Below are 24,412 nucleotides of genomic sequence, written 5' to 3'. Positions count from 1 at the left end.
TTTACATTTGGCGCGGAATTAACCCGCGTTTAACATCGTTCACGTTGTTGACGGCAAACGCCGCTGGAGTCTGTGGTTGGCCACTATCGAAGAATCCCTCGCACTCATCGGTCGCGGCGCCGAGGAGATCCTCAAGCTCGATCAGCTCGAAGCGCGACTGAAATCAGGCGTGCCCCTGCGGGTCAAGGCCGGTTTCGATCCCACCGCGCCGGATCTGCATCTGGGCCACACCGTGTTGCTCAACAAGATGCGGCAGTTCCAGCAGCTCGGGCACCAGGTGATCTTCCTGATCGGTGACTTCACCGGCATGATCGGCGACCCGAGCGGCAAGAACGTCACCCGCAAGCCGTTGAGCCGCGACGATGTGCTGGCCAATGCCCGAACCTATGAGGAGCAGGTCTTCAAGATCCTGGACCGCGAACGCACCGAGGTGCGCTTCAACTCCGAGTGGTTCGGCCAGATGAGCGCGGCGGACATGATCAAGCTGTCCGCGCAGCACACGGTGGCGCGCATGCTCGAGCGCGACGACTTCGCCAAGCGCTTCACTGGCCAGCAGCCGATCGCCATCCACGAATTCCTGTATCCGCTGGTCCAGGGCTACGACTCGGTCGCCCTGAAGGCGGACGTCGAACTGGGCGGTACCGACCAGAAGTTCAACCTGTTGATGGGCCGTGGCCTGCAGGAGCACTACGGCCAGGCCCCGCAGGTCGTGCTGACCATGCCGCTGCTGGAAGGCCTGGACGGCGTGGCCAAGATGTCCAAGTCGCTGGGCAACTACATCGGCATCAACGAGCCGGCTATCGACATCGTCACCAAGACCATGAAGATCGGCGACGAGCTGACCTGGCGCTGGATCGATCTGCTGTCTTTCGACATCAGCGTGGCCGAAGCAGAGCGTTTGAAGGCGCAGGTCGCCTCGGGTGAACTGCACCCGCGTGAGGTCAAATTGCGGCTGGCGCGCGAACTCACCGCACGTTTCCACGACGCTGTTACCGCGGAGCAGGCCATTGCCGGCTGGCACGCGGTAGTGACAGGGCAGGGCGACACCAGCCTGTTGCCGCTGCAAGAGGTCGCTGTACCGGCCGAAGGTCTGCGGATCGCAAGCCTGCTTACTGCAGCTGGCCTGACGCCGAGTAATTCGGAAGCTACGCGCAAGCTCAAGGAGCGAGCGGTCAAGATCGATGGCGAAGTGGTCGAAGATCCGGCACGCCAGTTCGGGCCAGGCTTCGAAGGTGTCATCCAGGTGGGCAAGCGTAATTTCGCCCGCGTGGCGCTGGTCAGCGGCTGAGCTGCGAAGGGTTGCTGCATGGCGGCAACCTCCGCTCTGCGGTGACATCTATATAGGTGCACCGGATGCATGAGTCGGATCAGCGGCTTGCCATAGCGGACTATCAGGACGTGTCAACGCAGGGGAAGGGAAAAATCGTGAAATTTTTTTCACAAACCCCTTCCCAAACTCTCCGGTTGGGCCTATAGTTCGCCTCCCCAGACGCAATGGCCCCGCAAACGCGGAACCAGAGCGGAAAGGGTTCGAAAATCCCCTGATTTAGGGTGTTGACGAAACGAAAAAGCCGGCTATGATGGGCGGCTCGCTACACGGAAAGACGCTACGGCGGATTGAGGTGCGGCGACGGCAACTTCCTCTTCACGAGGGGTTGACGAAGATGAAAAGCCTGCTAATATGGCCGGCTCGCTTCGCAGAAAACCTTCGGGTCGAAACGAAGCGGCGTCAACCACCTCGAAATGAGGTGTTGACGGCAAGAAAAAGTCCGCTATAATGGGCGGCTCGCTTCGACGGAAACGACGAAGCTGACGGGAACGGCGCTGAGGCCACTTCCCAATGTTCTTTGACAGTGTGCGCAGGTAATTTGTGCGGACGCCTGCAGGAAGGATGATTGTCCATCTTGCAGACGTTTAATCAAAATGCAACATATTAATTGCTTTGCAAGCGATAAGTTGCCAGTGGTTGAACTTCTGCAGCTAAAGTAATTTGCCTTCGGGCATGTAATTTTAAGTGAAGAGTTTGATCCTGGCTCAGAGTGAACGCTGGCGGCAGGCCTAACACATGCAAGTCGAACGGCAGCACAGTAAGAGCTTGCTCTTATGGGTGGCGAGTGGCGGACGGGTGAGGAATACATCGGAATCTACTCTTTCGTGGGGGATAACGTAGGGAAACTTACGCTAATACCGCATACGACCTACGGGTGAAAGCGGAGGACCTTCGGGCTTCGCGCGATTGAATGAGCCGATGTCGGATTAGCTAGTTGGCGGGGTAAAGGCCCACCAAGGCGACGATCCGTAGCTGGTCTGAGAGGATGATCAGCCACACTGGAACTGAGACACGGTCCAGACTCCTACGGGAGGCAGCAGTGGGGAATATTGGACAATGGGCGCAAGCCTGATCCAGCCATGCCGCGTGGGTGAAGAAGGCCTTCGGGTTGTAAAGCCCTTTTGTTGGGAAAGAAAAGCAGTCGGTTAATACCCGATTGTTCTGACGGTACCCAAAGAATAAGCACCGGCTAACTTCGTGCCAGCAGCCGCGGTAATACGAAGGGTGCAAGCGTTACTCGGAATTACTGGGCGTAAAGCGTGCGTAGGTGGTGGTTTAAGTCTGTTGTGAAAGCCCTGGGCTCAACCTGGGAATTGCAGTGGATACTGGGTCACTAGAGTGTGGTAGAGGGTAGCGGAATTCCCGGTGTAGCAGTGAAATGCGTAGAGATCGGGAGGAACATCCGTGGCGAAGGCGGCTACCTGGACCAACACTGACACTGAGGCACGAAAGCGTGGGGAGCAAACAGGATTAGATACCCTGGTAGTCCACGCCCTAAACGATGCGAACTGGATGTTGGGTGCAATTTGGCACGCAGTATCGAAGCTAACGCGTTAAGTTCGCCGCCTGGGGAGTACGGTCGCAAGACTGAAACTCAAAGGAATTGACGGGGGCCCGCACAAGCGGTGGAGTATGTGGTTTAATTCGATGCAACGCGAAGAACCTTACCTGGTCTTGACATCCACGGAACTTTCCAGAGATGGATTGGTGCCTTCGGGAACCGTGAGACAGGTGCTGCATGGCTGTCGTCAGCTCGTGTCGTGAGATGTTGGGTTAAGTCCCGCAACGAGCGCAACCCTTGTCCTTAGTTGCCAGCACGTAATGGTGGGAACTCTAAGGAGACCGCCGGTGACAAACCGGAGGAAGGTGGGGATGACGTCAAGTCATCATGGCCCTTACGACCAGGGCTACACACGTACTACAATGGTAGGGACAGAGGGCTGCAAACCCGCGAGGGTAAGCCAATCCCAGAAACCCTATCTCAGTCCGGATTGGAGTCTGCAACTCGACTCCATGAAGTCGGAATCGCTAGTAATCGCAGATCAGCATTGCTGCGGTGAATACGTTCCCGGGCCTTGTACACACCGCCCGTCACACCATGGGAGTTTGTTGCACCAGAAGCAGGTAGCTTAACCTTCGGGAGGGCGCTTGCCACGGTGTGGCCGATGACTGGGGTGAAGTCGTAACAAGGTAGCCGTATCGGAAGGTGCGGCTGGATCACCTCCTTTTGAGCATGACGTCATCGTCTTGCGGGCGTCCTCACAAATTACCTGCATTCAGAGATTCATACCGGCACAGGTCGGTATGCGAAGTCCCTTTTGGGGCCTTAGCTCAGCTGGGAGAGCACCTGCTTTGCAAGCAGGGGGTCGTCGGTTCGATCCCGACAGGCTCCACCATATTGAGTGAAAAGACTTCGGGTCTGTAGCTCAGGTGGTTAGAGCGCACCCCTGATAAGGGTGAGGTCGGTAGTTCGAGTCTACCCAGACCCACCACTCTGAATGTAGTGCACACTTAAGAATTTATATGGATCAGCGTTGAGGCTGATACATGTTCTTTTATAACTTGTGACGTAGCGAGCGTTTGAGATATCTATCTAAACGTGTCGTTGAGGCTAAGGCGGGGACCTCGAGTCCCTAAATAATTGAGTCGTATGTTCGCGTTGGTGGCTTTGTACCCCACACAACACGGCATGTAGCTCCGAGGCAACTTGGGGTTATATGGTCAAGCGAATAAGCGCACACGGTGGATGCCTAGGCGGTCAGAGGCGATGAAGGACGTGGTAGCCTGCGAAAAGTGTCGGGGAGCTGGCAACAAGCTTTGATCCGGCAATATCCGAATGGGGAAACCCACTGCTTCGGCAGTATCCTGCAGTGAATTCATAGCTGCTGGAAGCGAACCCGGTGAACTGAAATATCTAAGTAACCGGAGGAAAAGAAATCAACCGAGATTCCCTAAGTAGTGACGAGCGAACGGGGAGCAGCCCTTAAGCTGGAATGGCTTTAGAAAAACAATCTGGAAAGATTGGCCATAGAAGGTGATAGCCCTGTATTTAAAAGGGCCACTCCAGTGAAGACGAGTAGGGCGGGGCACGTGAAACCCTGTCTGAATATGGGGGGACCATCCTCCAAGGCTAAATACTCCTGACCGACCGATAGTGAACCAGTACCGTGAGGGAAAGGCGAAAAGAACCCCGGAGAGGGGAGTGAAATAGATCCTGAAACCGTGTGCGTACAAGCAGTAGGAGCTCGCAAGAGTGACTGCGTACCTTTTGTATAATGGGTCAGCGACTTACTGTTCGTGGCAAGCTTAACCGTATAGGGGAGGCGAAGGGAAACCGAGTCTGATAAGGGCGCATAGTCGCGGGCAGTAGACCCGAAACCGGGTGATCTAGTCATGGCCAGGGTGAAGGTGCCGTAACAGGTACTGGAGGCCCGAACCCACGTCTGTTGCAAAAGACGGGGATGAGCTGTGATTAGGAGTGAAAAGCTAATCGAACCCGGAGATAGCTGGTTCTCCTCGAAAGCTATTTAGGTAGCGCCTCGGACGAATACTACTGGGGGTAGAGCACTGTTATGGCTAGGGGGTCATCGCGACTTACCAAACCATTGCAAACTCCGAATACCAGTACGTACTATCCGGGAGACACACGGCGGGTGCTAACGTCCGTCGTGAAAAGGGAAACAACCCAGACCCACAGCTAAGGTCCCAAATTCACTGCTAAGTGGAAAACGATGTGGAAAGGCATAGACAGCCAGGAGGTTGGCTTAGAAGCAGCCACCCTTTAAAGAAAGCGTAATAGCTCACTGGTCGAGTCGGTCTGCGCGGAAGATTTAACGGGGCTAAGCAGTGAACCGAAGCTTGGGGTGCATAAAACTTGTTTTATGCGCGGTAGAGGAGCGTTCCGTAAGCCTGCGAAGGTGGATTGAGAAGTCTGCTGGAGGTATCGGAAGTGCGAATGCTGACATGAGTAACGATAATGCGGGTGAAAAGCCCGCACGCCGAAAGCCCAAGGTTTCCTTGCGCAACGTTAATCGACGCAGGGTTAGTCGGTCCCTAAGGCGAGGGCGAAAGCCGTAGTCGATGGGAAGCAGGTTAATATTCCTGCACCTCGCGTGAGTGCGATGGAGGGACGGAGAAGGTTAGGTGTACCGGGCGTTGGTTGTCCCGGGGAAAGGCGGTAGGTTTGGATCTTTGGCAAATCCGGGATCCTTTAAGACCGAGCACCGAGACGAGCCTTTATGGCGAAGTCACTGATACCACGCTTCCAGGAAAAGCTCCTAAGCTTCAGCTCACGAAGACCGTACCGTAAACCGACACAGGTGGGTAGGATGAGAATTCTCAGGCGCTTGAGAGAACTCGGGTGAAGGAACTAGGCAACATGGCACCGTAACTTCGGGAGAAGGTGCACCCTTTTTGGTGGCTCATGCGAGCTATAGCTGAAGAGGGTCGCAGAAACCAGGCCGCTGCGACTGTTTATCAAAAACACAGCACTCTGCAAACACGAAAGTGGACGTATAGGGTGTGACGCCTGCCCGGTGCTGGAAGGTTAATTGATGGGGTCAGCCGCAAGGCGAAGCTCTTGATCGAAGCCCCAGTAAACGGCGGCCGTAACTATAACGGTCCTAAGGTAGCGAAATTCCTTGTCGGGTAAGTTCCGACCTGCACGAATGGCGTAACGACAGCGGCGCTGTCTCCACCCGAGACTCAGTGAAATTGAAATCGCTGTGAAGATGCAGCGTTCCCGTGGCAAGACGGAAAGACCCCGTGAACCTTTACTATAGCTTTACACTGAACGTTGAGTTCGTCTGTGTAGGATAGGTGGGAGGCTATGAAACTGTGGCGCTAGCTGCAGTGGAGCCATCCTTGAAATACCACCCTGTCGTGCTTGACGTTCTAACCTAGATCCGTTATCCGGATCAGGGACCGTGTATGGTGGGTAGTTTGACTGGGGCGGTCTCCTCCTAAAGAGTAACGGAGGAGCACGAAGGTACGCTCAGCGCGGTCGGACATCGCGCACTGTGTGCAAAGGCATAAGCGTGCTTGACTGCAAGATCGACGGATCAAGCAGGTACGAAAGTAGGTCTTAGTGATCCGGTGGTTCTGTATGGAAGGGCCATCGCTCAACGGATAAAAGGTACTCCGGGGATAACAGGCTGATACCGCCCAAGAGTTCATATCGACGGCGGTGTTTGGCACCTCGATGTCGGCTCATCACATCCTGGGGCTGTAGTCGGTCCCAAGGGTATGGCTGTTCGCCATTTAAAGTGGTACGCGAGCTGGGTTCAGAACGTCGTGAGACAGTTCGGTCCCTATCTGCCATGGGCGTTGGAAGTTTGAGAGGGGCTGCTCCTAGTACGAGAGGACCGGAGTGGACGAACCTCTGGTGTTCCGGTTGTCACGCCAGTGGCATTGCCGGGTAGCTATGTTCGGAAGCGATAACCGCTGAAAGCATCTAAGCGGGAAGCGCGCCTCAAGATGAGACTTCCCGGGGCACAAGCCCCCTAAAGGAACCATATAGACTATGTGGTTGATAGGTCAGGTGTGTAAGTACAGCAATGTATTGAGCTAACTGATACTAATGATCCGTGCGGCTTGACCATATAACCTCAAGTTGCCTTGGTCCCAACGAACGTTGGTAGATCACCAAACGCAAGCTACGTCACAAGTTACCTATGCGAGACGAGCGCTATCAAGCGCTGCTCCAACCGTCTCCCTGGTGAAATTAGCGCTGTGGAACCACCCGATCCCATCCCGAACTCGGAAGTGAAACGCAGCTGCGCCGATGGTAGTGTGGCTCAAGCCATGCGAGAGTAGGTCATCGCCAGGGGCTTTACCCGAAACCCTCAGTCCAATAGGACTGAGGGTTTCTTTTTGCGCGAAATTTAAGCTAAAGCCGAAGGCAAAGCCGAAGTCGGGTAGCGCCACGGCACTCGGGCACTCAAGGCGCATCCTTTGGCACCTTGCCACGCTGTGATCTGGGGGCTCATCGACATGTAACGCAGCACCTGACGCGTCGGTTTATGTCACTAACACCATCCAAGGTTGAGCTTCTTTCTTACCTCTGTCCCCTGATTTTCATGTCGATGCCGAGAGGTAGGTACTCGCAGCGATGCTGTTGTGTAGCAATGACCTACCGCTTACTTCTACGCAATGCAGATCTACGGGCACAGCACCTTATGCGGACATCTGGGCACAACAAAAAACCCCGCGATGCGGGGTTCTTGTTTTCCTCAGCAAGCCAATAGAGATGGCCTCATAGTTGTGGGACTGGATCTCAGTCGCCCAGTGTCAGAAGCGAGGCATTGCCACCTGCGGCTGTTGTGTTGACGGTGACGACCTTCTCGGTGGCGAAGCGCAGCAGGTAATGCGGCCCGCCGGCTTTCGGGCCGGTGCCTGACAGACCCTGGCCGCCGAAGGGTTGTACGCCGACGACCGCACCGATCTGATTGCGGTTGACGTAGACATTACCGACCGCAACACGCGTGGTGATGCGATCGATGGTCTCGTCGATGCGCGAGTGCACGCCCAGGGTCAGTCCGTAACCGGTGGCATTGATCTGATCGATGACGGCGTCGAGTTGGTCGGCTTTCCAGCGGATGACATGCAGGACCGGTCCGAAAATTTCGCGTTGTAGCTGCGCGAGTGAGGTCAGCTCGTACGCGCGTGGGGCGAAAAAGCTGCCGTTGGCAGTGGCAGGATCCAGGATGGTGGTGCCGATCAGGCGAGCTTCGCGATCCATGCGCGCCGCATGATCATCGAGGATCTTGAGCGCATCTGCGTCAATAACGGGACCAACATCGGTGGACAGCAGCGCAGGATCGCCGATCTTCAGCTCTCCCATCGCGCCGGCCAGCATGGTCATCACCTTGTCGGCGATGTCGTCCTGCACGAACAGCACGCGGGCCGCCGAGCAGCGTTGGCCGGCGGACATGAAGGCGCTGGAGATTGCATCCTTGACGACGGCCTCCGGCAACGAGGACGAGTCGGCGATGAACGCGTTCTGGCCGCCGGTTTCGGCAATCAGCACACCGATCGCGGCGTCGCGGGAGGCCAGGGTCCGGTTGATGACGCGTGCGGTCTCCGTGGAGCCGGTGAAGGCGACGCCCGCCACGCGCGGATCATTGGTCAGCGCGGCGCCGACGGTGGCGCCGTCGCCCGGCAGGAACTGCACGACCGCTTCGGGGATACCCGCTTCGTGCAGCAGCTTCACTGCGGCGTAGCCGATCAGGTTGGTTTGCTCTGCAGGCTTGGCGATGACGCTGTTGCCCGCAGCCAATGCGGCAGCGACCTGGCCGAGGAAGATGGCGAGCGGGAAGTTCCAGGGACTGATGCAGACGAAGACACCGCGGCCATGCAGCTGCAGTTCGTTGGATTCGCCGGTTGGCCCGGGCAGACGCTCGGGTGCGCCGAACTGGGCGCGTGCCTGGCCTGCGTAGTAACGCAGGAAGTCGACCGCCTCACGCACTTCGGCCACAGCGTCGGGCAGGGTCTTGCCGGCCTCCTTGACGCAGATCGCCATGAATTCGGGCATGCGTGCTTCAAGCAGGTCGGCGGCATGCTCCAGGATGGTGGCGCGGCTGGCCGCAGGCGTGCGGTTCCAGGCCGGCTGCGCGGCAGCGGCGGTTGCCAGCGAGGTCTGCACGATGGCCGGATCGGCCGGCTGCCAGTGCCCGACCGTTTCGCGTCGGTCCGCCGGGTTGCGCACCGCCTCGCCGGGCGTGCTGATCACCGCGCCGGGAACCAACGGGGTGGCCTTCCACGGCTTGATGGCGGCATTGAGTTGCTCGGCCAGCTGCCGCAGATCGTTGTCGTTGGCGAGATTGGCGCCCATGGAGTTTTTCCTGTGTTGGTTCTGGCTGCGCAACAGATCGGTGGGCAGCGGAATCTTGGGATGCGGAATGGAGCCGAACGAGGACACCGCTTCGACCGGATCGCGGATCAGGTCTTCGATGGCGACGTCCTCGTCGGTGATGCGATTGACGAAGCTGGAATTGGCGCCGTTCTCAAGCAGGCGACGCACCAGGTACGGCAGCAGATCCTCGTGCGAGCCGACCGGTGCGTACACGCGACAGGGCAGTCCCAGGCGATCGGCCGGAATCACTTCGGCATACAGGTCATCGCCCATGCCGTGCAGTTTCTGGTGTTCGTAATGCTTGGTCGTTGCGATTGCGCGTACCGCCGCGATTGTCTGCGCGTTGTGCGTGGCGAACATCGGATACAGCGCATCGCTGTGCGCGAACATGCGGCGCGCGCAGGCCAGATACGACACGTCGGTATTCTGCTTGCGGGTAAAGACCGGGTAGCCGGGGTGACCTTCGATCTGTGCGCGCTTGATCTCCGCGTCCCAGTACGCGCCCTTGACCAGACGCACCGGAATGCGACGGCCGACGCGGCGTGCCAGATCGGCGAGAAAATCGATCGTGTACGGCGTGCGCTTCTGATACGCCTGCACCGCCAGGCCATAGCCCTCCCATCCATCCAGCGACGGGTCGGAGAAGGTGGCCTCGATGATGTCCAGCGACAGTTCCAGACGGTCGGCTTCTTCGGCATCGACGGTGTAGCCGATGCCGTAGGACTTGGCCAGTTGCGCCAGCTCGAGCACGCCCGGCACCAGCTCGGCCATCACGCGTGCGCGCTTGGCATGCTCGTAGCGCGGATACAGTGCGGACAACTTGATCGAGATGCTGGGCGCTGCAAAGACATCTGTACCGACGAAACTGCCGCTGCGGCCGATGGCATGGATGGCATCGCGGTACGCCTGCAGATAGCGCTGCGCATCCTTCATGGTCAATGCGCCTTCGCCGAGCATGTCGAACGAATAGCGGTAATCGGCGTTGTCGCCCTTGCGCGAACGCGAGAGGGCTTCACCGATGGTGCGGCCCATGACGAACTGGTGGCCCATGATCTTCATCGCCTGGCGCACTGCCAGGCGAATCACTGGCTCGCCGACGCGGCCGATCAGGCGCTTGAACGCCCCCGGCACGTCGGCACGGGTGAGGTCGTTGAGCTGCACCAGCTTGCCGGTGAGCATCAGGCCCCAGGTCGATGCGTTGACCAGCACCGAGTCGCTGCCGCCGACGTGTTTTTTCCAGTCCGCATCGCCGAGCTTGTCGCGGATCAGCTTGTCTGCGGTGTCCTGGTCGGGAATGCGCAACAGTGCTTCGGCCACGCACATCAGCAGCACGCCTTCTTCGCTGCCCAGGTCGTACTGGCGCATGAAGGCTTCGATCGCGCCCTGGTCCTGCGCACGTGCGCGGACGCGGGTGACCAGGTCGGCGGCCACCGCCTGCACCTTGGCCTGTTCGGCGGCGGGCAGACGCGCCTGGTCGAGCAATTCGCGGACGTGCTCGGTTTCGTCCTTGAGCCAGGCGGCGGTGATCGCCGCACGCAATGCGCCGGGTGCGGCAGGCAGCTCGGGCGCCAGCAGCGGGCGCGCAACTGAGGGAGAGGCAAGCGGGTCGAGCTGAGCGTTCATGCGAAGGGTGCCTGGGAATCCGTGCTCATTCTAGAGAGCCGCAGCCCCTGCGCACTTGTGTGGAAGCGGCAACTTTTCCGCCGTTTTGTGCACGTGGCCGGCGCAGGCCCAAAACGGACTCGATCCTTGCCGGCCGCAGCCGCGGGCATCGGCACATGCACCGGGAAGTGGTTGATTTACGCGTGTTTTTAGCTGCACTGCAGCAATCGCATGATTGCCGGAAACGCTTGCCGCATGCGTTCGTGCGGGTCTACCATCGGGCCATTCCCGCAGTGCGCTGCGTGTTGCCAATGATCGAAGTACTGCCGTTGATGTCCGAAGGGGTCGGGACGCAGTTGCGGTTGCGGCCTCCGCGGGCATTGTCGGCCAGGCAGTTTGTGCAGCTGTTCGCAGTCTTGGCGGGAACGATGTGGGTATTTGCGGGCCTGGGGTGGTGGACCGGCAATGCATTCGCGCCGGTGTTCGCCCTGTTGCACAGTGGTGTGGTGGCGCTGGCGCTACGGCAATTGTGGCGAAGTGGCGAGCGCGAAGAAGCGATCCGGGTAGGGGAGACCGTTGTCGAGGTGTTTCCATCCGGGCATGCGCCACCAGCGTTTCAGGCACATCCGCATTGGGTGCGGTTATGCATGGAACGCGACGACAGGGTGGTGCTGGTCAGCAGCGGCAAGCAGATCGAGATCGGAAGTTTTCTCGGGCCGGCCGAACGTGTGGAACTGGCAACTACGCTGAAACGCTTGCTCGCGGCCGCCAATGGCCGTCACCGATGACGTAAGGGTCTAGGCAATGACGCAACGCAGCAGCTGGAAGGCGACGTATTCGAAATTGGCTTTGGCGATGCTGGCGCTGTCGAGCGCTTCAGTCGCCTGGGCGCAATCGGCCGACCCGAAGGAATGGCAGCTCAACATGGGCCGCGGGGTCACCCAAACCGCGCGCATGGCCTACGAGGCGCACATGGTGGCGCTGTGGGTCTGCGTGGTGATCGGCGCGCTGGTGTTCGGTGCGATGGGCTATGCGATCTTCAAGTTCCGCAAGTCCAAGGGGGCGGTGGCCGCGCAATTCAGCCACAACACCACGGCCGAGGTGCTGTGGACGGTGATCCCGGTGCTGGTGCTGATTGCGATGGCCTGGCCGGCGACGGCCAAACTGATTGCGATGTACGACACCCGCGAGTCGGAAATGACCGTCAAGGTCACCGGCTACCAGTGGATGTGGAAATACGAGTATCTGGGCCAGGGCGTGGAGTTCACCAGCCGGCTGGCGCGCGAATCCGACCGCATCCGCCAGAGTGGCGAGCGTCCGACCGCTGCATCGCAACCGCATTATCTGCTGGACGTGGACAACCGCCTGGTGCTGCCGGTCAACACCAAGATCCGTTTCGTGATCACCGCCGACGACGTGATCCATGCGTGGTGGGTGCCGGCCCTTGGCTGGAAGCAGGACGCGATCCCCGGCATCGTCAACGAGGCATGGACCAATATCGAGCAGCCGGGCGTGTATCGCGGGCAGTGCGCCGAGTTGTGCGGCAAGGATCATGGCTTCATGCCGATCGTGGTGGAAGCGCTGCCCAAGGCCGAATTCCAGCGCTGGCTGGCATCGCGTCGCAGTGCCAGCGCAGCGCCTGCCGTACCGGCAGGCACCCCGGCGCCGGCGCCCACACCTGCAACACCGCCTGCCGGCGAGGCCGCTCCAGCCGCGGCGCCTGCTCCGGCCGCCGCACCGACCGCCGCTCTTTAATCGCCCGCAACCGCACCGCTTCGTAGAGGTCGTTCCGTCATGGCGCATACCGCAGTCGATCACCACGGACACCACCAGCCCGGTTTCGTCGAGCGCTGGTTTTTCTCGACCAATCACAAGGACATCGGCACGCTGTATCTGCTGTTTTCCTTCGTGATGTTCATCATCGGCGCGGCGATGAGCGTGGTGATCCGCGCTGAACTGATGCAGCCCGGGCTGCAGTTCGTCAAGCCGGAATTCTTCAACCAGATGACCACCGTGCATGCCCTGGTGATGATCTTCGGCGGGGTGATGCCGGCCTTCGTCGGCCTGGCCAACTGGATGATTCCGCTGCAGATCGGCGCGCCGGACATGGCGTTGCCGCGCATGAACAACTGGTCGTTCTGGTTGCTGCCGGTGGCATTTACCTTGCTGCTGCTGACGCTGTTCCTGCCCGGCGGTGCGCCGGCCGGCGGCTGGACGCTGTACCCGCCGCTGTCGCTGCAGGGCGGCTACAACGTGGCCTTCAGCGTGTTCGCGATCCATGTGGCCGGCGTCAGTTCGATCATGGGCGCGATCAACATCATCGCCACCGTGCTCAACATGCGCGCGCCGGGCATCGACCTGCTGAAGATGCCGATCTTCTGCTGGGCCTGGCTGATCACCGCCTTCCTGCTGATCGCGGTGATGCCGGTGCTGGCCGGCGCGGTGACCATGCTGCTGACCGACAAGTTCTTCGGTACCAGCTTCTTCAATGCGGCCGGCGGCGGCGACCCGGTGATGTACCAGCACATCTTCTGGTTCTTCGGGCATCCGGAGGTCTACATCATGATCCTGCCGGCGTTCGGCGTGGTCAGCGAGATCATCCCGACCTTCAGCCGCAAGCCGCTGTTTGGCTATCAGGCGATGGTCTATGCGATCGCGGCGATCGCGTTCCTGAGCTTCATCGTGTGGGCCCACCACATGTTCACCGTGGGCATGCCGCTCGGCGGCGAAATCTACTTCATGTTTGCCACGATGCTGATCTCCATCCCGACCGGGGTAAAGGTGTTCAACTGGGTCAGCACGATGTGGAAGGGCTCGCTGACGTTCGAATCGCCGATGCTGTGGGCGGTGGCGTTCGTGATTCTTTTCAGCATCGGTGGATTTTCGGGCCTGATGCTGGCGATCGTGCCGGCGGATTTCCAGTACCACGACACCTATTTTGTGGTCGCGCATTTCCATTATGTGCTGGTTACCGGTGCGGTCTTCGCGCTGATTGCGGCGGTGTACTACTGGTGGCCGAAGTGGACCGGGCGGATGTACAACGAGACCTGGGCCAAGTTCCATTTCTGGTGGACGATGGTGTTCGTCAATCTGCTGTTCTTCCCGCAGCATTTTCTTGGCCTGGCCGGCATGCCGCGGCGGATCCCCGATTACAACGTGGTGTTTGCCGACTGGAACCTGATCAGCTCGATCGGCGCGTTCGGCATGTTCGCCACGCCGTTCCTGATGGCCGGCATCCTGCTCGCCTCGCTGCGCAGTGGCGCCAAGGCCGATGCACGTGCCTGGGAAGGCGCCAAGGGACTGGAGTGGACGGTGCCGTCGCCGGCACCGGCGCATACCTTCACCGTGCCGCCGGTGATCAAGCCTGGAGATCTTGCGCATGAAGACATCGGTCACTGAGTCCGCGCCGCCGGCTGTGGCACGTCTGCTCTCCGCTGCCGAACGGCAGGCGCAACAGCGTCGTGCGGTGCGCCGCACGGCGATCACCGTCGGCATCATCGCGCTGCTGATCTATGCGGGTTTCATTGCGTCGGGAGTCATCGGGCGGTGAACGCGCGGGCGCCCGCACCTGCACCGACGGCCGGCCTGTTCAAGCTGCTGAGCGTGGTGTTGGGCGTGTTCGTGCTGACCTTTTCGCTGGTGCCGCTATATCGCATCGCGTGCGAAAAAGTCTTCGGCATCCGCATGGAGCGCGCACCGGGCAGCACCCGTGGTAATGCTGCTGCGAGTGCAGGGGCTGGCAAACGCACGGTGCGGGTGGAGTTCGATGCCGGGGTCAATTCCAAACTGCCGTGGACCTTCCATCCCGAGCAGATGACGATGGATGTGGTGCCGGGCGAACTCAATGAGGCGCTGTACTTCGCACGCAACGACAGTGCGCGGGCAGTGGTCGGCAGTGCGGTGCCATCGGTCGCACCGGCGCGTGCATCCGGATACTTCAACAAGACCGAATGTTTCTGTTTTACCGCGCAGACCTTGCAGGCCGGCGAAACGCGCGACATGCCGTTGCGTTTCATCGTCGACCCGGCACTGCCGCCGGAAGTCACCACGATCACCCTGTCCTACACGTTCTATCGCAATGACACCCTGACCTCGGAGTTGCAGGGCGGTGGCGCATCCAGCGCACCGCGCGCGGCGCCTTGATCCTTCATCCACACGCAGCACCGACACGGAAGCAACGCCATGGCCGACCATAGTCCCAACGCCGATGCGTATTTCGTCCCGAGCCAGAGCAAGTGGCCCTTTGTCGGGTCGATTGCGATGTTCGTGATGATGATCGGCGTGGCCAGCTGGCTCAACGATGCGGCATGGGGGCGCTGGACGTTCTTTGTCGGCATGGCGATGTTGCTGGCGACCTTGTTCAGGTGGTTTGGCGATGTCATCCGCGAATCCAACGCCGGGCACTACAACCGCCAGGTGGACGGCTCCTTCCGCATGGGGATGGTGTGGTTCATCTTTTCCGAGGTGATGTTCTTCTGCGCCTTCTTCGGCGCGTTGTTCTACACGCGTGTGCTGACGCTGCCCTGGCTGGGCGGCGAAGGCGATGGCGTGATGACCAACGAACTGCTGTGGAACGGCTATTCCGCTGCATGGCCGACCAATGGTCCCGGCACGATCGGTGGGCAGTTCCAGACCATCCCGGCCTGGGGCCTGCCGCTGATCAATACGCTGATCCTGCTCAGCTCCGGCGTGACCTTGACCATTGCGCACCACGCGCTCAAGGGCGGCCGTCGTGGGGCGCTATTGCTGTGGCTGGGCCTGACCGTGCTGCTGGGTTGCGTGTTCCTGTTCCTGCAGGCCGAGGAATACATCCACGCCTACACCGAGCTCAATCTGACGCTGGGATCGGGCATCTACGGCTCGACCTTCTTCATGCTCACCGGCTTCCACGGCATGCACGTGCTGCTGGGCACGATCATGCTGGCGGTGATGTGGCTGCGGGTGGCGCGCGGGCACTTCACCCGCGACAACCACTTCGCCTTCGAAGCGGCGGCCTGGTACTGGCACTTCGTCGACGTGGTGTGGCTGGCGTTGTTCCTGTTCGTGTATGTACTTTGAGAATCGGGAATCGGGAATCGGGAATCGGGAATCGCCAGAGCGAGCCTGCTTTTGCTCTTACGATTCCCTACTCCCGATTCCCCATTCCCGGCCGCGTCAGCGGCCAAGCCCATGCGGCTTGATCCAGCCGGTGTAGATGCCGAGGATCACAACGGCGATCAGTGCGACCGATAGACCGATGCGCCAGGTCAGTGCGTTGACGGTGCGCTTGGTTTCGCCACGGTCGGTGAGCAGGTAGTACAGGCCCGCACCCAGGTTCCACAGGATCACGATCAGGAAGGCGACAATCAGCAACGTCTTGAGCGAATCGTTCACAACAGCCCCGGTGGTCGTCGGCGTGGTAACGGCATTGCACGCCTTTTTGCGTCGCTTGTCATGATGCGCAAGCACACGGCGGTGTTGGGATGGTGTCTGGCCGTGCTGGTCAGTGCGGGGTTTGCGGCGCTGGGGCAGTGGCAGCTGCAGCGCATGCACGACAAACAGGCGTTGCTGGAACGCGCGGCGCATGTGCGGCAGACGCCGTTGACCCTGGTGCAGGCCCTGGCCACGCCGCATGCGCTGGCCTGGGTGAGCGGAGAGGTGCGGTTCCTGCCGCAGCAGGTGCTGCTGGACAACCAGCTGCATGCCGGGCGTGCCGGTGTGCGGATCTATCAACTTGCCGCGCCGCAGGGCAGCCCGGTCATGCTGCTGGTCGATTTGGGCTGGCTGCCGTTGCCGGCCGACCGGCAGCTGCCGACAATCGCGCCACTGCAGGGGAGCCAGGCAGTGCAGGGGTTGCTGAGTGCGCCGCCCTCGGCCGGACTCGCAATGGGGCCGGCGTTGGCTGCTGCCAATGCGCCGCAGACCTGGCTGGCCACGCGTCTGGATACCAGCGCCCTGCGCAGCGCGCTGGGCAGGCGCGACATTTCGTCGCAGGTCCTGCGCCTGGATCCAGCCCTACCGGTCGGGTATGCACGCGACCTGGAGATGCTGCCGAATACGCTGCCACCCGCGCGGCACTTGGGTTATGCGGTGCAATGGTTCGGTCTGGCCGCGGCCGTGCTGGTCACCGCGACGCTGCTGAGCTGGCGTGCGCGCCGCCGCCGTCGACGCGGGCACTGACGCCTGCGGCATGAGAAAATCGCCGGCATGACCTCCTCCACATCGGCCACGCCGCATTCGGTCAAACGCGGCCGCAGGATGCTGATTGCCCTGGCGGTGCTGTTCTTCGGCTCGATGTTGCTGGCCGGTGTGCTGCGCTTCTCCGGATGGCAGCCGGCATCGATGCGCAATCACGGCGAACTGCTCAAGCCGCCCGCCGACCTGCGCGGGTTGGTGCCGGTGCGCGCGGACGGGCAGCTGTATGCCTGGACGCCTGCCGAACGTGTATGGCGGATCGCGCTCGCACCGCCTGCCGGCTGCACGCAGCAGTGCGTGATGTTGGCGGCCGAACTGGACAAGGTATGGCAGCTGCTCGGCCATCGCGCCGACAAGGTGGAGGTGTTGTGGATCGGCGCCCCACCGGCCGGTCTGCCGCCGATGTCGGCCCTGCGTGTGCTGCGCGACGACGCGCGGCTGCGGCAGGGCCTGCCGCGTGCCAACGATGCCGCCGGCGTGCCGGTGTATGTAATCGACCCGAATGGCTTCGTGATCCTGCGGTACGCCCCGGGGTTCGACCCGGCCGGCCTGCGTGCCGATCTGGTCAAGCTGCTGAAACTGATGTGAGCCCGTTTCGATGAATCTGTTTGCGCCACCGGCATTGTTCCGCCACTTCCATCGCATGGCCTGGCTGGCTGCGTTGTTCACTGCGAGCACGATCCTGTTCGGGTCGTTCGTGCGCCTGTCCGATGCCGGCATGAGCTGCCCGGACTGGCCGACCTGCTACGGCCGCGTCACCTGGCCGCAGACCAGCGACGAAGCCAATACGCATGTGGCCAGCAAGATACGGCCGCTGGAATCGCACAAGGCCTGGCGCGAGCAGGTGCACCGCTTCCTGGCCGGCGCGCTCGGGGTGGAGGTGCTGGTGCTGTCGTTGCTGGCGGTGCGCCGCCGCCGCATGGGCATCGCCCAGGTGGTTTCTGCTGCGGTGCTGGTGGCCTTGTCGATTCCGCTGTACATGTCCGGCTGGCACACGCTGGCGTTCGGCGTGGCGATTGCCGGCGAGGCCATCCTGCTGCTGGCGGCGCTGCGCTGGAGCAATATCGACCTGGCGCGTGCGGCGGTGCTGACGCTGGCAGTGGTGATCTTCCAGGCGCTGCTGGGCATGTGGACGGTGACGCTGCTGCTCAAACCCATCGTGGTGATGGGCCATCTGCTCGGCGGCATGCTGATGTTCTCGCTGCTGGTATGGATGGCCTGGCGCGCGACCCACCTGCCGATCACGCTGGCCGATGCCTCGCGGCTCAAGTGGCTGCTGCGTGCGGGTGTGGCGGTGCTGGGCCTGCAGATCGCCCTCGGCGGCTGGGTCAGTGCCAATTACGCGGCGCTGGCCTGCGGCGGCGGTAGCTGGTCGGCCGACAATTTCCCGCGCTGCGTCAGCCAGTGGTGGCCGCCGCATGACTTCCGCGAAGGCTTCACGCTGTGGCGCGGGATCGGGGTGGATTACGAAGGCGGTGTGCTCGATGGCGCAGCGCGTATCGCCATCCAGATGGCGCACCGGTTGTGGGCAATTGCGACGGCGCTGTACCTGTGGTGGCTGGCCTGGCGCCTGTCGCGTTCGCCGGGCATGCGGGTGTGGGCCGGTGCGCTGGCGGTGCTGGTGGCGGTGCAGGTGACGCTGGGCATGCTCAACGTCAAGTTGGCGTTGCCGCTGGAAGTGTCGGTGCTGCATAACGGCGGCGCGGTCGCATTGTTGTTCGTGCTGGTCTCGCTGCTGGCGCGGCTGCGCGCGCCGGAGTGAGCATGGCTGTCAGCGCACGCGATTACTGGGATCTGACCAAACCCAAGGTGGTGGCACTGATTGTGTTCACCGCCCTGGTGGGCATGTTCCTGGCCATCCCCGATGTGCCGACGTGGGTGCAGGTACGCACCGGTGCGTTGGGCTTTCTGGGTATCTGGCTGGCGGCGTCGGCGGCGGCGGCGATCAACCAGTTGCTGGACGCCAAGATCGACGCGCAGATGGCGCGGACTTCGTGGCGGCCACTGGTGGTGGGCAAGGTGCGGCCGTGGCAGGTGCTGCTGTTTGCCGGCGTGTTGATCGTGATCTCCATGACCATCCTGGTGGTCTGGGTGAATGTGATCACCGCGGTGCTGACGTTTGCGTCGCTGATCGGTTACGCGGTGATCTACACCGTGTATCTGAAGCGTGCGACCTCGCAGAACATCGTGATTGGCGGCTTGGCCGGCGCCACGCCGCCGATGCTGGGCTGGGCCGCAGTGACCGGCTTGCCGACCAGCGCCGACTGGATCAACGCCTCGCTGCTGGTGCTGATCATCTTCATCTGGACGCCGCCGCATTTCTGGGCGCTGGCGATCTTCCGCCGTGCCGATTACGCCAAGGCGGCGATCCCGATGCTGCCGGTCACCCATGGCGTGCCGCATACGCGCAAGCAGATCCTGGTGTACACGGTGCTGCTGGCGATCGTGACCCTGTTGCCAGTGGTGGTGGGCATGAGCGGGCTGTTCTACCTGGGCGGCGCGGTGGTGCTCAACGTGGTGTTCCTCTGGTACGCCTGGCGCATGCTCGACCCGCCGGACGAGCTGTTCTCGATGAAGATGTTCGGTTACTCCATCGTCTACCTGATGGCGCTGTTCGCGTTTCTGATGGTGGACCACCTGCTGTTGCCGTGGGTGCGCTAGCGGCAGCGAACGCCCGCTGCTGCCATCAAGGCGATCGATAGGGCTGCGGCCGAGGCAGCCGTCAGGCGGATGCGGCCGGTGGCTGGAACCGGCCCATCTCGCTCTTACACGTCAGTTGTGCGCGCCGCTGGGCATCCGGCGCGCAATCGCTACTTAGCGCACTCAAATTCGTGGCGTGCTGGCTGCTCGCTCACGCCGGCTCAGCTCAACCAGCTGGCGCACTCGCTGGTGTTCTTGCTGTCACAGCTGCTCTGCATCTTCTGCTGCAGGCGCGTCAGCACCGCATTGCCTTCCTGGCGATGCTGCTTGCTCCAGGTCTTCAACGTGGCGCCCAGCGTGGCGAAGCGCTGCCGGGTGCGTTGGCGGTAGCCATCAGGCTGCTCGGCCAGCTCGCCGATCACCTGCGTGGCAGCGGTCTCGATGCCGGCGGTGTCGTCCGGGCTGAGCCGGATCAGGCCATCCACGTACATCACGCCCCACTGCACGCGGGTGGCCGGTCCTTGCGCGCTTTCGTACGCCCTCCTGAGCCAGGACAACGCGGTCTTCTTATCGCCGCGTTGTTCGGCCAGATCGGCCAGTTCGGGCATGTAGTAGTAAGGCGTCTTGCTGCGCGTCAACTCGGCCAGCAGCAACTGTTCGGCGCCGCTGCGGTCGCCCACCTCGCCGAGCAATGCCGCGGCGGTACTGATGGTGGATTGGCGCTCCTCATCGGTCCTGGCGGTGTCGGTCGCCCATTGCACGCGTTGCTGCACGGTGTCGACCACGGTCTTGGGCAACGGCGGTTGCGGGCCCTTGGCCTCGGTTTCGGTGGGCTGGCCTTGTGCCAGGCGTGCCAGCTGGATCCGGGCGTACGCGGTGCCGAGCCGGTCGGCGATCGGCAGTGCGGTGTCGGCGTAGACCTTGTCCAATGCCAGATTCAGCGCATTGGACAAGGCGGTGCGTTCGCCGGCATCGCTACTGGCAGCGGCGACCAGCCGTGCAGGCATGTAGCTCAGCGTGCCGAGATTGGCGCGCACCTCTGCCGGATCGGCCAGCACCGCTTCCAGCAAGGTGCGCGACGCCGCGCTGGCGGCAGGCGGCTCCTTGGCTGCGGTAATCGCCGCCAGGGCGAAGCTGCGTTGCAGGGCCGGCTGTGGCGCCGATCTGGACAGGCGCGTGAGTACATCGACGGCCTGCTCCGGCTTGACCAGCCGATCGTCGGTGCCCCAGGCATAGTTGCCGAGCACGGCCCAGTCGTCCGCGCTGAGCTGCTGCGGGGTCTGCAATGCGGTGTCGAGCAGTTGCCTGGCGGTACTGGTGCTCTTGGCCGCCACCCGCAGCACATCGGCCAGACGCGCGTTGTCGGCATCGCCGGCCAGGCGGGTGATCTCGCTGCGATCCGGGCGCAGCACGATGATGGTCGGGTAGCCCTTGATGCCGAAGCGTTCGCCCCAGGCCTGCGCGCCCTCCGAATCGCCGTCCAGATGCACCGCCACGAATTGCTGCGTGCGGGCGATGAAGGCCGGGTCCTTGAACAAGGTGGCCTTCAGGCGATTGCAGGGCGGGCACCAGGCCGCACCCCAGTACAGCAGGATCGGCTTGCCGCTTTCCCTGGCCTCGGCGAAGGCATCTTCGACATCGCCCTCGCGCCAGGCGATGCTGGACGCAGGCGCCGGCGTGGCGGCCGCCTTGGTCTGTGTCGGGGCTGGCGGCGTGGCGGGCTTGTTGCAGGCAGTGAGCGTGGCCAGCACCGCCAGCAGCGCGATCAGGGACGGGGCAGGGCGTCGGAACGATAGCGTCATGGCAATCACCGATGGGGGCGGCAGCAAGGTGGATCGAACACTCTAGCGAGCGGCACTGTGCCAGCGTCGGAGTGCGTCATAACCGTTGTATATCTGCTTACAACCGGCACCGGCACGCAACGCGAACCGGTGTCGCGCCGGGCGTAGCGGGCCGGCGATGGCGCGCAGGCAACGCGCCGGCGGCAAGCAAGCCTTTGCAGGGCACGCAGCGTGGGCTGCGCCATGTGTCGTCGATCAGACCACCGCCGTGCAGTGGCCGTTACCTTCAAGGACCACCGGGAGTGATCTGCGGCTCGCCCGGCGCGTTGCGCGCATAACGCGCGGCCACGAATGCACAGACGATCAGCTGTAGCTGGTGATACAGCATGATCGGCAACACGATCGCGCCCAGGCCACCGCCGGCGAACATTACCTTGGCCATCGGCACGCCGGTAGCCAGGCTCTTCTTCGAACCGCAGAACACGATCGCGATCTCGTCGGCGCGGTTGAAGCGCAGGCGCCGCGCGATGAAGGTGATCGAGAGCATCGCCACCGTCAGCAACAACGCGGCCGCGCCGAGCACCGCGAGCAAGGCCGGCAACGGCGTCTTCTGCCACAGACCTTCGTTCACCGATGCGCTGAAGGCGGTGTAGACCACCAGCAGGATGGTGCCCTGGTCGGTGTAACGCAGCACGGCGCGATGCCGTTCGACCCAGCCGCCGATCCACGGGCGCATGAAATGGCCAGCCAGGAACGGCACCAGCAACTGCAGCAGGATCTTGCCGATCGCCTCGGCCGGGTGCGCCATCGCGCCCTGGCTGCCGACCAGGGCGCCCATCAGCAACGGCGTGAAAAACACCCCCAGCAGGCTGGAAAGCGAGGCGGCACACACGGCTGCCGGCACGTTGCCGCGCGCCATCGAGGTAAAAGCGATCGACGATTGCACCGTGGACGGCAGCGCGCACAGAAACAACACGCCGATATACAGCTCCGGTGTCAGCGCAAGATGCGCGAGCGGTTTGAACAACAGCCCGAGCAGCGGGAACAGTACGAAGGTGCAGGCCAGGATCACCAGATGCAGGCGCCAATGCAGCGCGCCGGCCTTGACCGCCTCGCGCGACAGGCGCGCGCCGTGCAGGAAGAACAGCGCGGCGATCGCCACGTCGGTGACATCGTCCATGACCGCCGCGGCGGTGCCGGAGACCGGCAGGAACGAGGCGAGCGTGACCGTGCACAGCAGCGCGAGGGTGAATGGATCAATGCGCAACCGCGCCAGCCAGTGTTTGATCATCGTGCGTATTCAGGGGGAGGGCTGTCTGCAGAGTGCCATTGTAGAGGCCAGCGTGCACCGTGCGAGTCGGCCGCGCAGCGCAGGCCGGGGACGCATGCGTGCTCGCACCGGCTCCGGCAGCAGCGTGCGCTTGCGCCTGCCTGCAGCATTGCGGATGGCGCCGCTCGGTGTGGTGGGCGATTCGTGCGATGCGTCGAGATTCCGCTGCGCGGCGCTTCTGGCACGCACATCCTTTGTTAGATTCTGGTTGCACACGCCGCGCGCATCCGTGCCCGAACGGTGCCCGCACGCCGCGTGCGTGTTCGCTCGTGTTTCCACGCAAGGCCTAAGGAAAGGAGCCGGTCCATGCGCTACGACCAATATCAACAGACCTTTGCGCTTTCCGCCCTGGCCAACTGGGTGGGCGATCGCAGGGGCAGCCAGCCGGCGTTGCAGGCGGACTACCAGGCCACGTTGCTGCAGACGCTGGCATCGGCCGACACCCAGGACAGGATCGGCGACTGGCACCTGGTGTGGGGGCCGCAGGTCTGGCAGGCGGCCGATTCGTCGCTGTCGGGCAATGCCATGTACGTGGCCCATACCGATGCCATGCCGGGCATCGGCGAGGCATATGTGGTCGCGCTGAGCGCCACCAACCCGGAGTCGCTCTACGACTGGTTCACCGAAGACTTCGATGTGTCCTCGGCGGTGGATTTTGCGACCTACACGCCGTTGCTCGGCACCGCGCCGGTTGCGGCGAAGAAACCCGTCAAGCCAGGTTCGGCGGTCATCTCGATGGGCGCCGCTACCGGTGTGTGGCATCTGCTCAACATGGTCAGTCCCTCCACCGCACTGGCGCCGAACACGACGCTGCTGGATTTCCTGCAAGCGCTGGATGGCAGCAAGGCGACGGTGATCTTTGCCGGGCACAGCCTGGGCGGTGCGCTGTCGCCGACCTTGGCGACCTGGTTGAAGACCAACGGCAAGCTGGACAATTTCAGCGCCGTGCACTGCTATCCCACCGCCGGCGCCACGCCGGGCAACGGCACGTTCGCCGCCCTGTATGCACAGGCATTGCCCTCTCCAGCGCCGGGCGCGGCGCCGTATCAGATCTGGAATGCCGACTTGTGGAACACGCTCGATTGCGTGCCGCATGCCTGGACCGTGCCGATGCTGAGTCAGATCAAGACGCTGTACGGGAATGCGCCGATCAAGGAGATCGATGTGCTGGTCGATGTGGCCATCGCCAATGCGGTGGCGTCCACGGTGAACTACCGGCAGATCGCCAACCAGCCGCTGACCGGCACGCTCACCGGCACCCCCACCACGGTCGTGCAATTTCTCGAGCAGATGGCTTCCCAGCACACCACCGCCTATCAGGCCTTGATTGCCTCATGGCTCACGCCGGTGTCCGGTACGCCGCAGACCCAGAGTGCCGACGGCGCGCCCGCACGCGATGCCCTGATCGAGCGGCTGGCCGCGCATGCCGGCCAGGCCGCACTGGCCGATGCCGACAAGATCGAAGCGGTCAGCGCGGCGCTCGGCTCGATGGCCAAGACCTTGTTCAAGCAGCTATGAGCGCGCACCTGCATGCGACGGCCAGGGCTGGCCGGCTGCGTCGGCAACAGGTGGTCTGACAGCGTTCGCCGGGTGCTCAGTGCGCGGTCGAACGCAGGCGCGGCAGTGCGCGCAGTGCCTGCTGGTCGATCTCGTCGAGTCCGTGTGCGCGTTGCCTTGTCTACAGCGCTTCAATTCGCTGCTGC

The 24,412-nt window shown here is 62.2% G+C and carries 16 protein-coding genes, 2 tRNA genes and 3 rRNA genes; 17 read left to right on the top strand and 4 right to left on the bottom strand.

Features of this window, described 5'->3' with window-relative positions; genetic code table 11:
* The first annotated feature begins 76 nt into the window (after window positions 1-76).
* The 6 genes from tyrS to rrf all read left to right on the top strand — a co-directional run bounded on the left by tyrS (window position 77) and on the right by rrf (window position 7,157).
* Complete coding sequence (gene tyrS / locus ABQY64_RS18725; RefSeq protein ID WP_349780523.1) at window positions 77-1,288, top strand: tyrosine--tRNA ligase; 1,212 nt, start codon at window positions 77-79, stop codon at window positions 1,286-1,288.
* A gap of 723 nt (window positions 1,289-2,011) precedes the next feature.
* Window positions 2,012-3,558 (top strand): 16S ribosomal RNA (locus tag ABQY64_RS18720).
* A 92-nt stretch (window positions 3,559-3,650) separates the two neighbouring features.
* A tRNA-Ala gene (locus ABQY64_RS18715) sits at window positions 3,651-3,726 on the top strand.
* Window positions 3,727-3,745: 19 nt separating this feature from the next.
* Window positions 3,746-3,822: transfer RNA gene (locus ABQY64_RS18710), tRNA-Ile, on the top strand.
* 227 nt (window positions 3,823-4,049) lie between these two features.
* A 23S ribosomal RNA gene (locus tag ABQY64_RS18705) occupies window positions 4,050-6,930 on the top strand.
* 112 nt (window positions 6,931-7,042) lie between these two features.
* Window positions 7,043-7,157 (top strand): 5S ribosomal RNA (gene rrf / locus ABQY64_RS18700).
* The 16S, 23S and 5S rRNA genes sit together here with 2 tRNA genes alongside, the layout of an rRNA operon.
* Window positions 7,158-7,604: 447 nt before the next feature.
* Here rrf and putA read toward each other — a convergent pair.
* The gene (gene putA, locus ABQY64_RS18695; protein WP_349780728.1) at window positions 7,605-10,805 is read right to left on the bottom strand and encodes a bifunctional proline dehydrogenase/L-glutamate gamma-semialdehyde dehydrogenase PutA; all 3,201 of its coding nucleotides are present in this window, start codon (window positions 10,803-10,805) and stop codon (window positions 7,605-7,607) included.
* 290 nt (window positions 10,806-11,095) lie between these two features.
* Here putA and ABQY64_RS18690 point away from each other — a divergent pair, with 290 nt between their 5' ends.
* The 6 genes from ABQY64_RS18690 to ABQY64_RS18665 are packed head-to-tail and all read left to right on the top strand — an operon-like array spanning window position 11,096 to window position 15,842.
* Window positions 11,096-11,572 carry a DUF2244 domain-containing protein gene (locus ABQY64_RS18690; protein WP_016902801.1) on the top strand — a complete coding sequence of 159 codons (477 nt, stop codon included), beginning with the start codon at window positions 11,096-11,098 and terminating at the stop codon, window positions 11,570-11,572.
* A 16-nt stretch (window positions 11,573-11,588) separates the two neighbouring features.
* Window positions 11,589-12,539, top strand: coding sequence for a cytochrome c oxidase subunit II (gene coxB, locus ABQY64_RS18685; protein ID WP_047127510.1), 951 nt, complete (start codon window positions 11,589-11,591; stop codon window positions 12,537-12,539).
* A gap of 39 nt (window positions 12,540-12,578) precedes the next feature.
* The gene (ctaD, locus tag ABQY64_RS18680; protein ID WP_016902803.1) at window positions 12,579-14,183 is read left to right on the top strand and encodes a cytochrome c oxidase subunit I; all 1,605 of its coding nucleotides are present in this window, start codon (window positions 12,579-12,581) and stop codon (window positions 14,181-14,183) included.
* Entirely contained in the window at window positions 14,164-14,334 is a 171-nt protein-coding gene (locus tag ABQY64_RS18675; protein ID WP_024938846.1) for a hypothetical protein, read from the top strand. Before ctaD ends, ABQY64_RS18675 begins: the two co-directional genes overlap by 20 nt.
* Window positions 14,331-14,927 (top strand): cytochrome c oxidase assembly protein, encoded by a 597-nt coding sequence (locus ABQY64_RS18670; RefSeq protein WP_349780729.1) that lies wholly within the window; start codon window positions 14,331-14,333, stop codon window positions 14,925-14,927. The genes ABQY64_RS18675 and ABQY64_RS18670 overlap by 4 nt, the downstream gene beginning before the upstream one ends.
* A gap of 39 nt (window positions 14,928-14,966) precedes the next feature.
* The gene (locus ABQY64_RS18665) at window positions 14,967-15,842 is read left to right on the top strand and encodes a cytochrome c oxidase subunit 3 (protein WP_104594921.1); all 876 of its coding nucleotides are present in this window, start codon (window positions 14,967-14,969) and stop codon (window positions 15,840-15,842) included.
* Window positions 15,843-15,938: 96 nt separating this feature from the next.
* Here the strand turns inward: ABQY64_RS18665 and ABQY64_RS18660 are convergent, their stop codons facing one another.
* A complete protein-coding gene (locus tag ABQY64_RS18660; protein WP_006449736.1) occupies window positions 15,939-16,157 on the bottom strand; it encodes a twin transmembrane helix small protein in 219 nt (72 codons plus the stop codon).
* Between the two features lie 60 nt (window positions 16,158-16,217).
* Here ABQY64_RS18660 and ABQY64_RS18655 point away from each other — a divergent pair, with 60 nt between their 5' ends.
* From ABQY64_RS18655 to cyoE, 4 genes are read left to right on the top strand one after another with little or no spacing between them, the layout of a single operon-like run.
* The gene (locus ABQY64_RS18655) at window positions 16,218-16,943 is read left to right on the top strand and encodes an SURF1 family protein (RefSeq protein ID WP_349780730.1); all 726 of its coding nucleotides are present in this window, start codon (window positions 16,218-16,220) and stop codon (window positions 16,941-16,943) included.
* A 27-nt stretch (window positions 16,944-16,970) separates the two neighbouring features.
* Complete coding sequence (locus ABQY64_RS18650) at window positions 16,971-17,546, top strand: hypothetical protein (protein WP_039524888.1); 576 nt, start codon at window positions 16,971-16,973, stop codon at window positions 17,544-17,546.
* A gap of 10 nt (window positions 17,547-17,556) precedes the next feature.
* Complete coding sequence (locus ABQY64_RS18645) at window positions 17,557-18,720, top strand: heme A synthase (RefSeq protein ID WP_039816000.1); 1,164 nt, start codon at window positions 17,557-17,559, stop codon at window positions 18,718-18,720.
* 2 nt (window positions 18,721-18,722) lie between these two features.
* A complete protein-coding gene (gene cyoE / locus ABQY64_RS18640; protein WP_039518476.1) occupies window positions 18,723-19,619 on the top strand; it encodes a heme o synthase in 897 nt (298 codons plus the stop codon).
* 200 nt (window positions 19,620-19,819) lie between these two features.
* Here cyoE and ABQY64_RS18635 read toward each other — a convergent pair whose 3' ends face one another.
* Both ABQY64_RS18635 and ABQY64_RS18630 read right to left on the bottom strand, forming a co-directional pair.
* Window positions 19,820-21,400 carry a thioredoxin family protein gene (locus ABQY64_RS18635; RefSeq protein ID WP_349780731.1) on the bottom strand — a complete coding sequence of 527 codons (1,581 nt, stop codon included), beginning with the start codon at window positions 21,398-21,400 and terminating at the stop codon, window positions 19,820-19,822.
* Between the two features lie 265 nt (window positions 21,401-21,665).
* Window positions 21,666-22,670 (bottom strand): bile acid:sodium symporter family protein, encoded by a 1,005-nt coding sequence (locus ABQY64_RS18630; RefSeq protein ID WP_184519234.1) that lies wholly within the window; start codon window positions 22,668-22,670, stop codon window positions 21,666-21,668.
* A 345-nt stretch (window positions 22,671-23,015) separates the two neighbouring features.
* On the opposite strand from ABQY64_RS18630, the gene ABQY64_RS18625 reads away from it, so the two are divergent.
* Window positions 23,016-24,227, top strand: coding sequence for a hypothetical protein (locus ABQY64_RS18625; protein WP_349780732.1), 1,212 nt, complete (start codon window positions 23,016-23,018; stop codon window positions 24,225-24,227).
* Window positions 24,228-24,412 lie beyond the last annotated feature (185 nt).

This window comes from Xanthomonas sp. WHRI 7065 (assembly GCF_040203115.2).
Taxonomy (GTDB): domain Bacteria; phylum Pseudomonadota; class Gammaproteobacteria; order Xanthomonadales; family Xanthomonadaceae; genus Xanthomonas; species Xanthomonas arboricola.
Note: the sequence above shows the minus strand (reverse complement) of the source record. Positions and strands in the feature narration are given on the sequence as shown.

Coding starts and splice junctions, on each gene's coding strand:
- putA (WP_349780728.1), bottom strand. CDS start 10,805: ATGAACGCTCAGCTCGACCCGCTTGCCTCTCCCTCAGTTGCGCGCCCG.
- ABQY64_RS18690 (WP_016902801.1), top strand. CDS start 11,096: ATGATCGAAGTACTGCCGTTGATGTCCGAAGGGGTCGGGACGCAGTTG.
- coxB (WP_047127510.1), top strand. CDS start 11,589: ATGACGCAACGCAGCAGCTGGAAGGCGACGTATTCGAAATTGGCTTTG.
- ctaD (WP_016902803.1), top strand. CDS start 12,579: ATGGCGCATACCGCAGTCGATCACCACGGACACCACCAGCCCGGTTTC.
- ABQY64_RS18675 (WP_024938846.1), top strand. CDS start 14,164: ATGAAGACATCGGTCACTGAGTCCGCGCCGCCGGCTGTGGCACGTCTG.
- ABQY64_RS18665 (WP_104594921.1), top strand. CDS start 14,967: ATGGCCGACCATAGTCCCAACGCCGATGCGTATTTCGTCCCGAGCCAG.
- ABQY64_RS18655 (WP_349780730.1), top strand. CDS start 16,218: ATGATGCGCAAGCACACGGCGGTGTTGGGATGGTGTCTGGCCGTGCTG.
- ABQY64_RS18650 (WP_039524888.1), top strand. CDS start 16,971: ATGACCTCCTCCACATCGGCCACGCCGCATTCGGTCAAACGCGGCCGC.
- ABQY64_RS18645 (WP_039816000.1), top strand. CDS start 17,557: ATGAATCTGTTTGCGCCACCGGCATTGTTCCGCCACTTCCATCGCATG.
- cyoE (WP_039518476.1), top strand. CDS start 18,723: ATGGCTGTCAGCGCACGCGATTACTGGGATCTGACCAAACCCAAGGTG.
- ABQY64_RS18635 (WP_349780731.1), bottom strand. CDS start 21,400: ATGACGCTATCGTTCCGACGCCCTGCCCCGTCCCTGATCGCGCTGCTG.
- ABQY64_RS18630 (WP_184519234.1), bottom strand. CDS start 22,670: ATGATCAAACACTGGCTGGCGCGGTTGCGCATTGATCCATTCACCCTC.
- ABQY64_RS18625 (WP_349780732.1), top strand. CDS start 23,016: ATGCGCTACGACCAATATCAACAGACCTTTGCGCTTTCCGCCCTGGCC.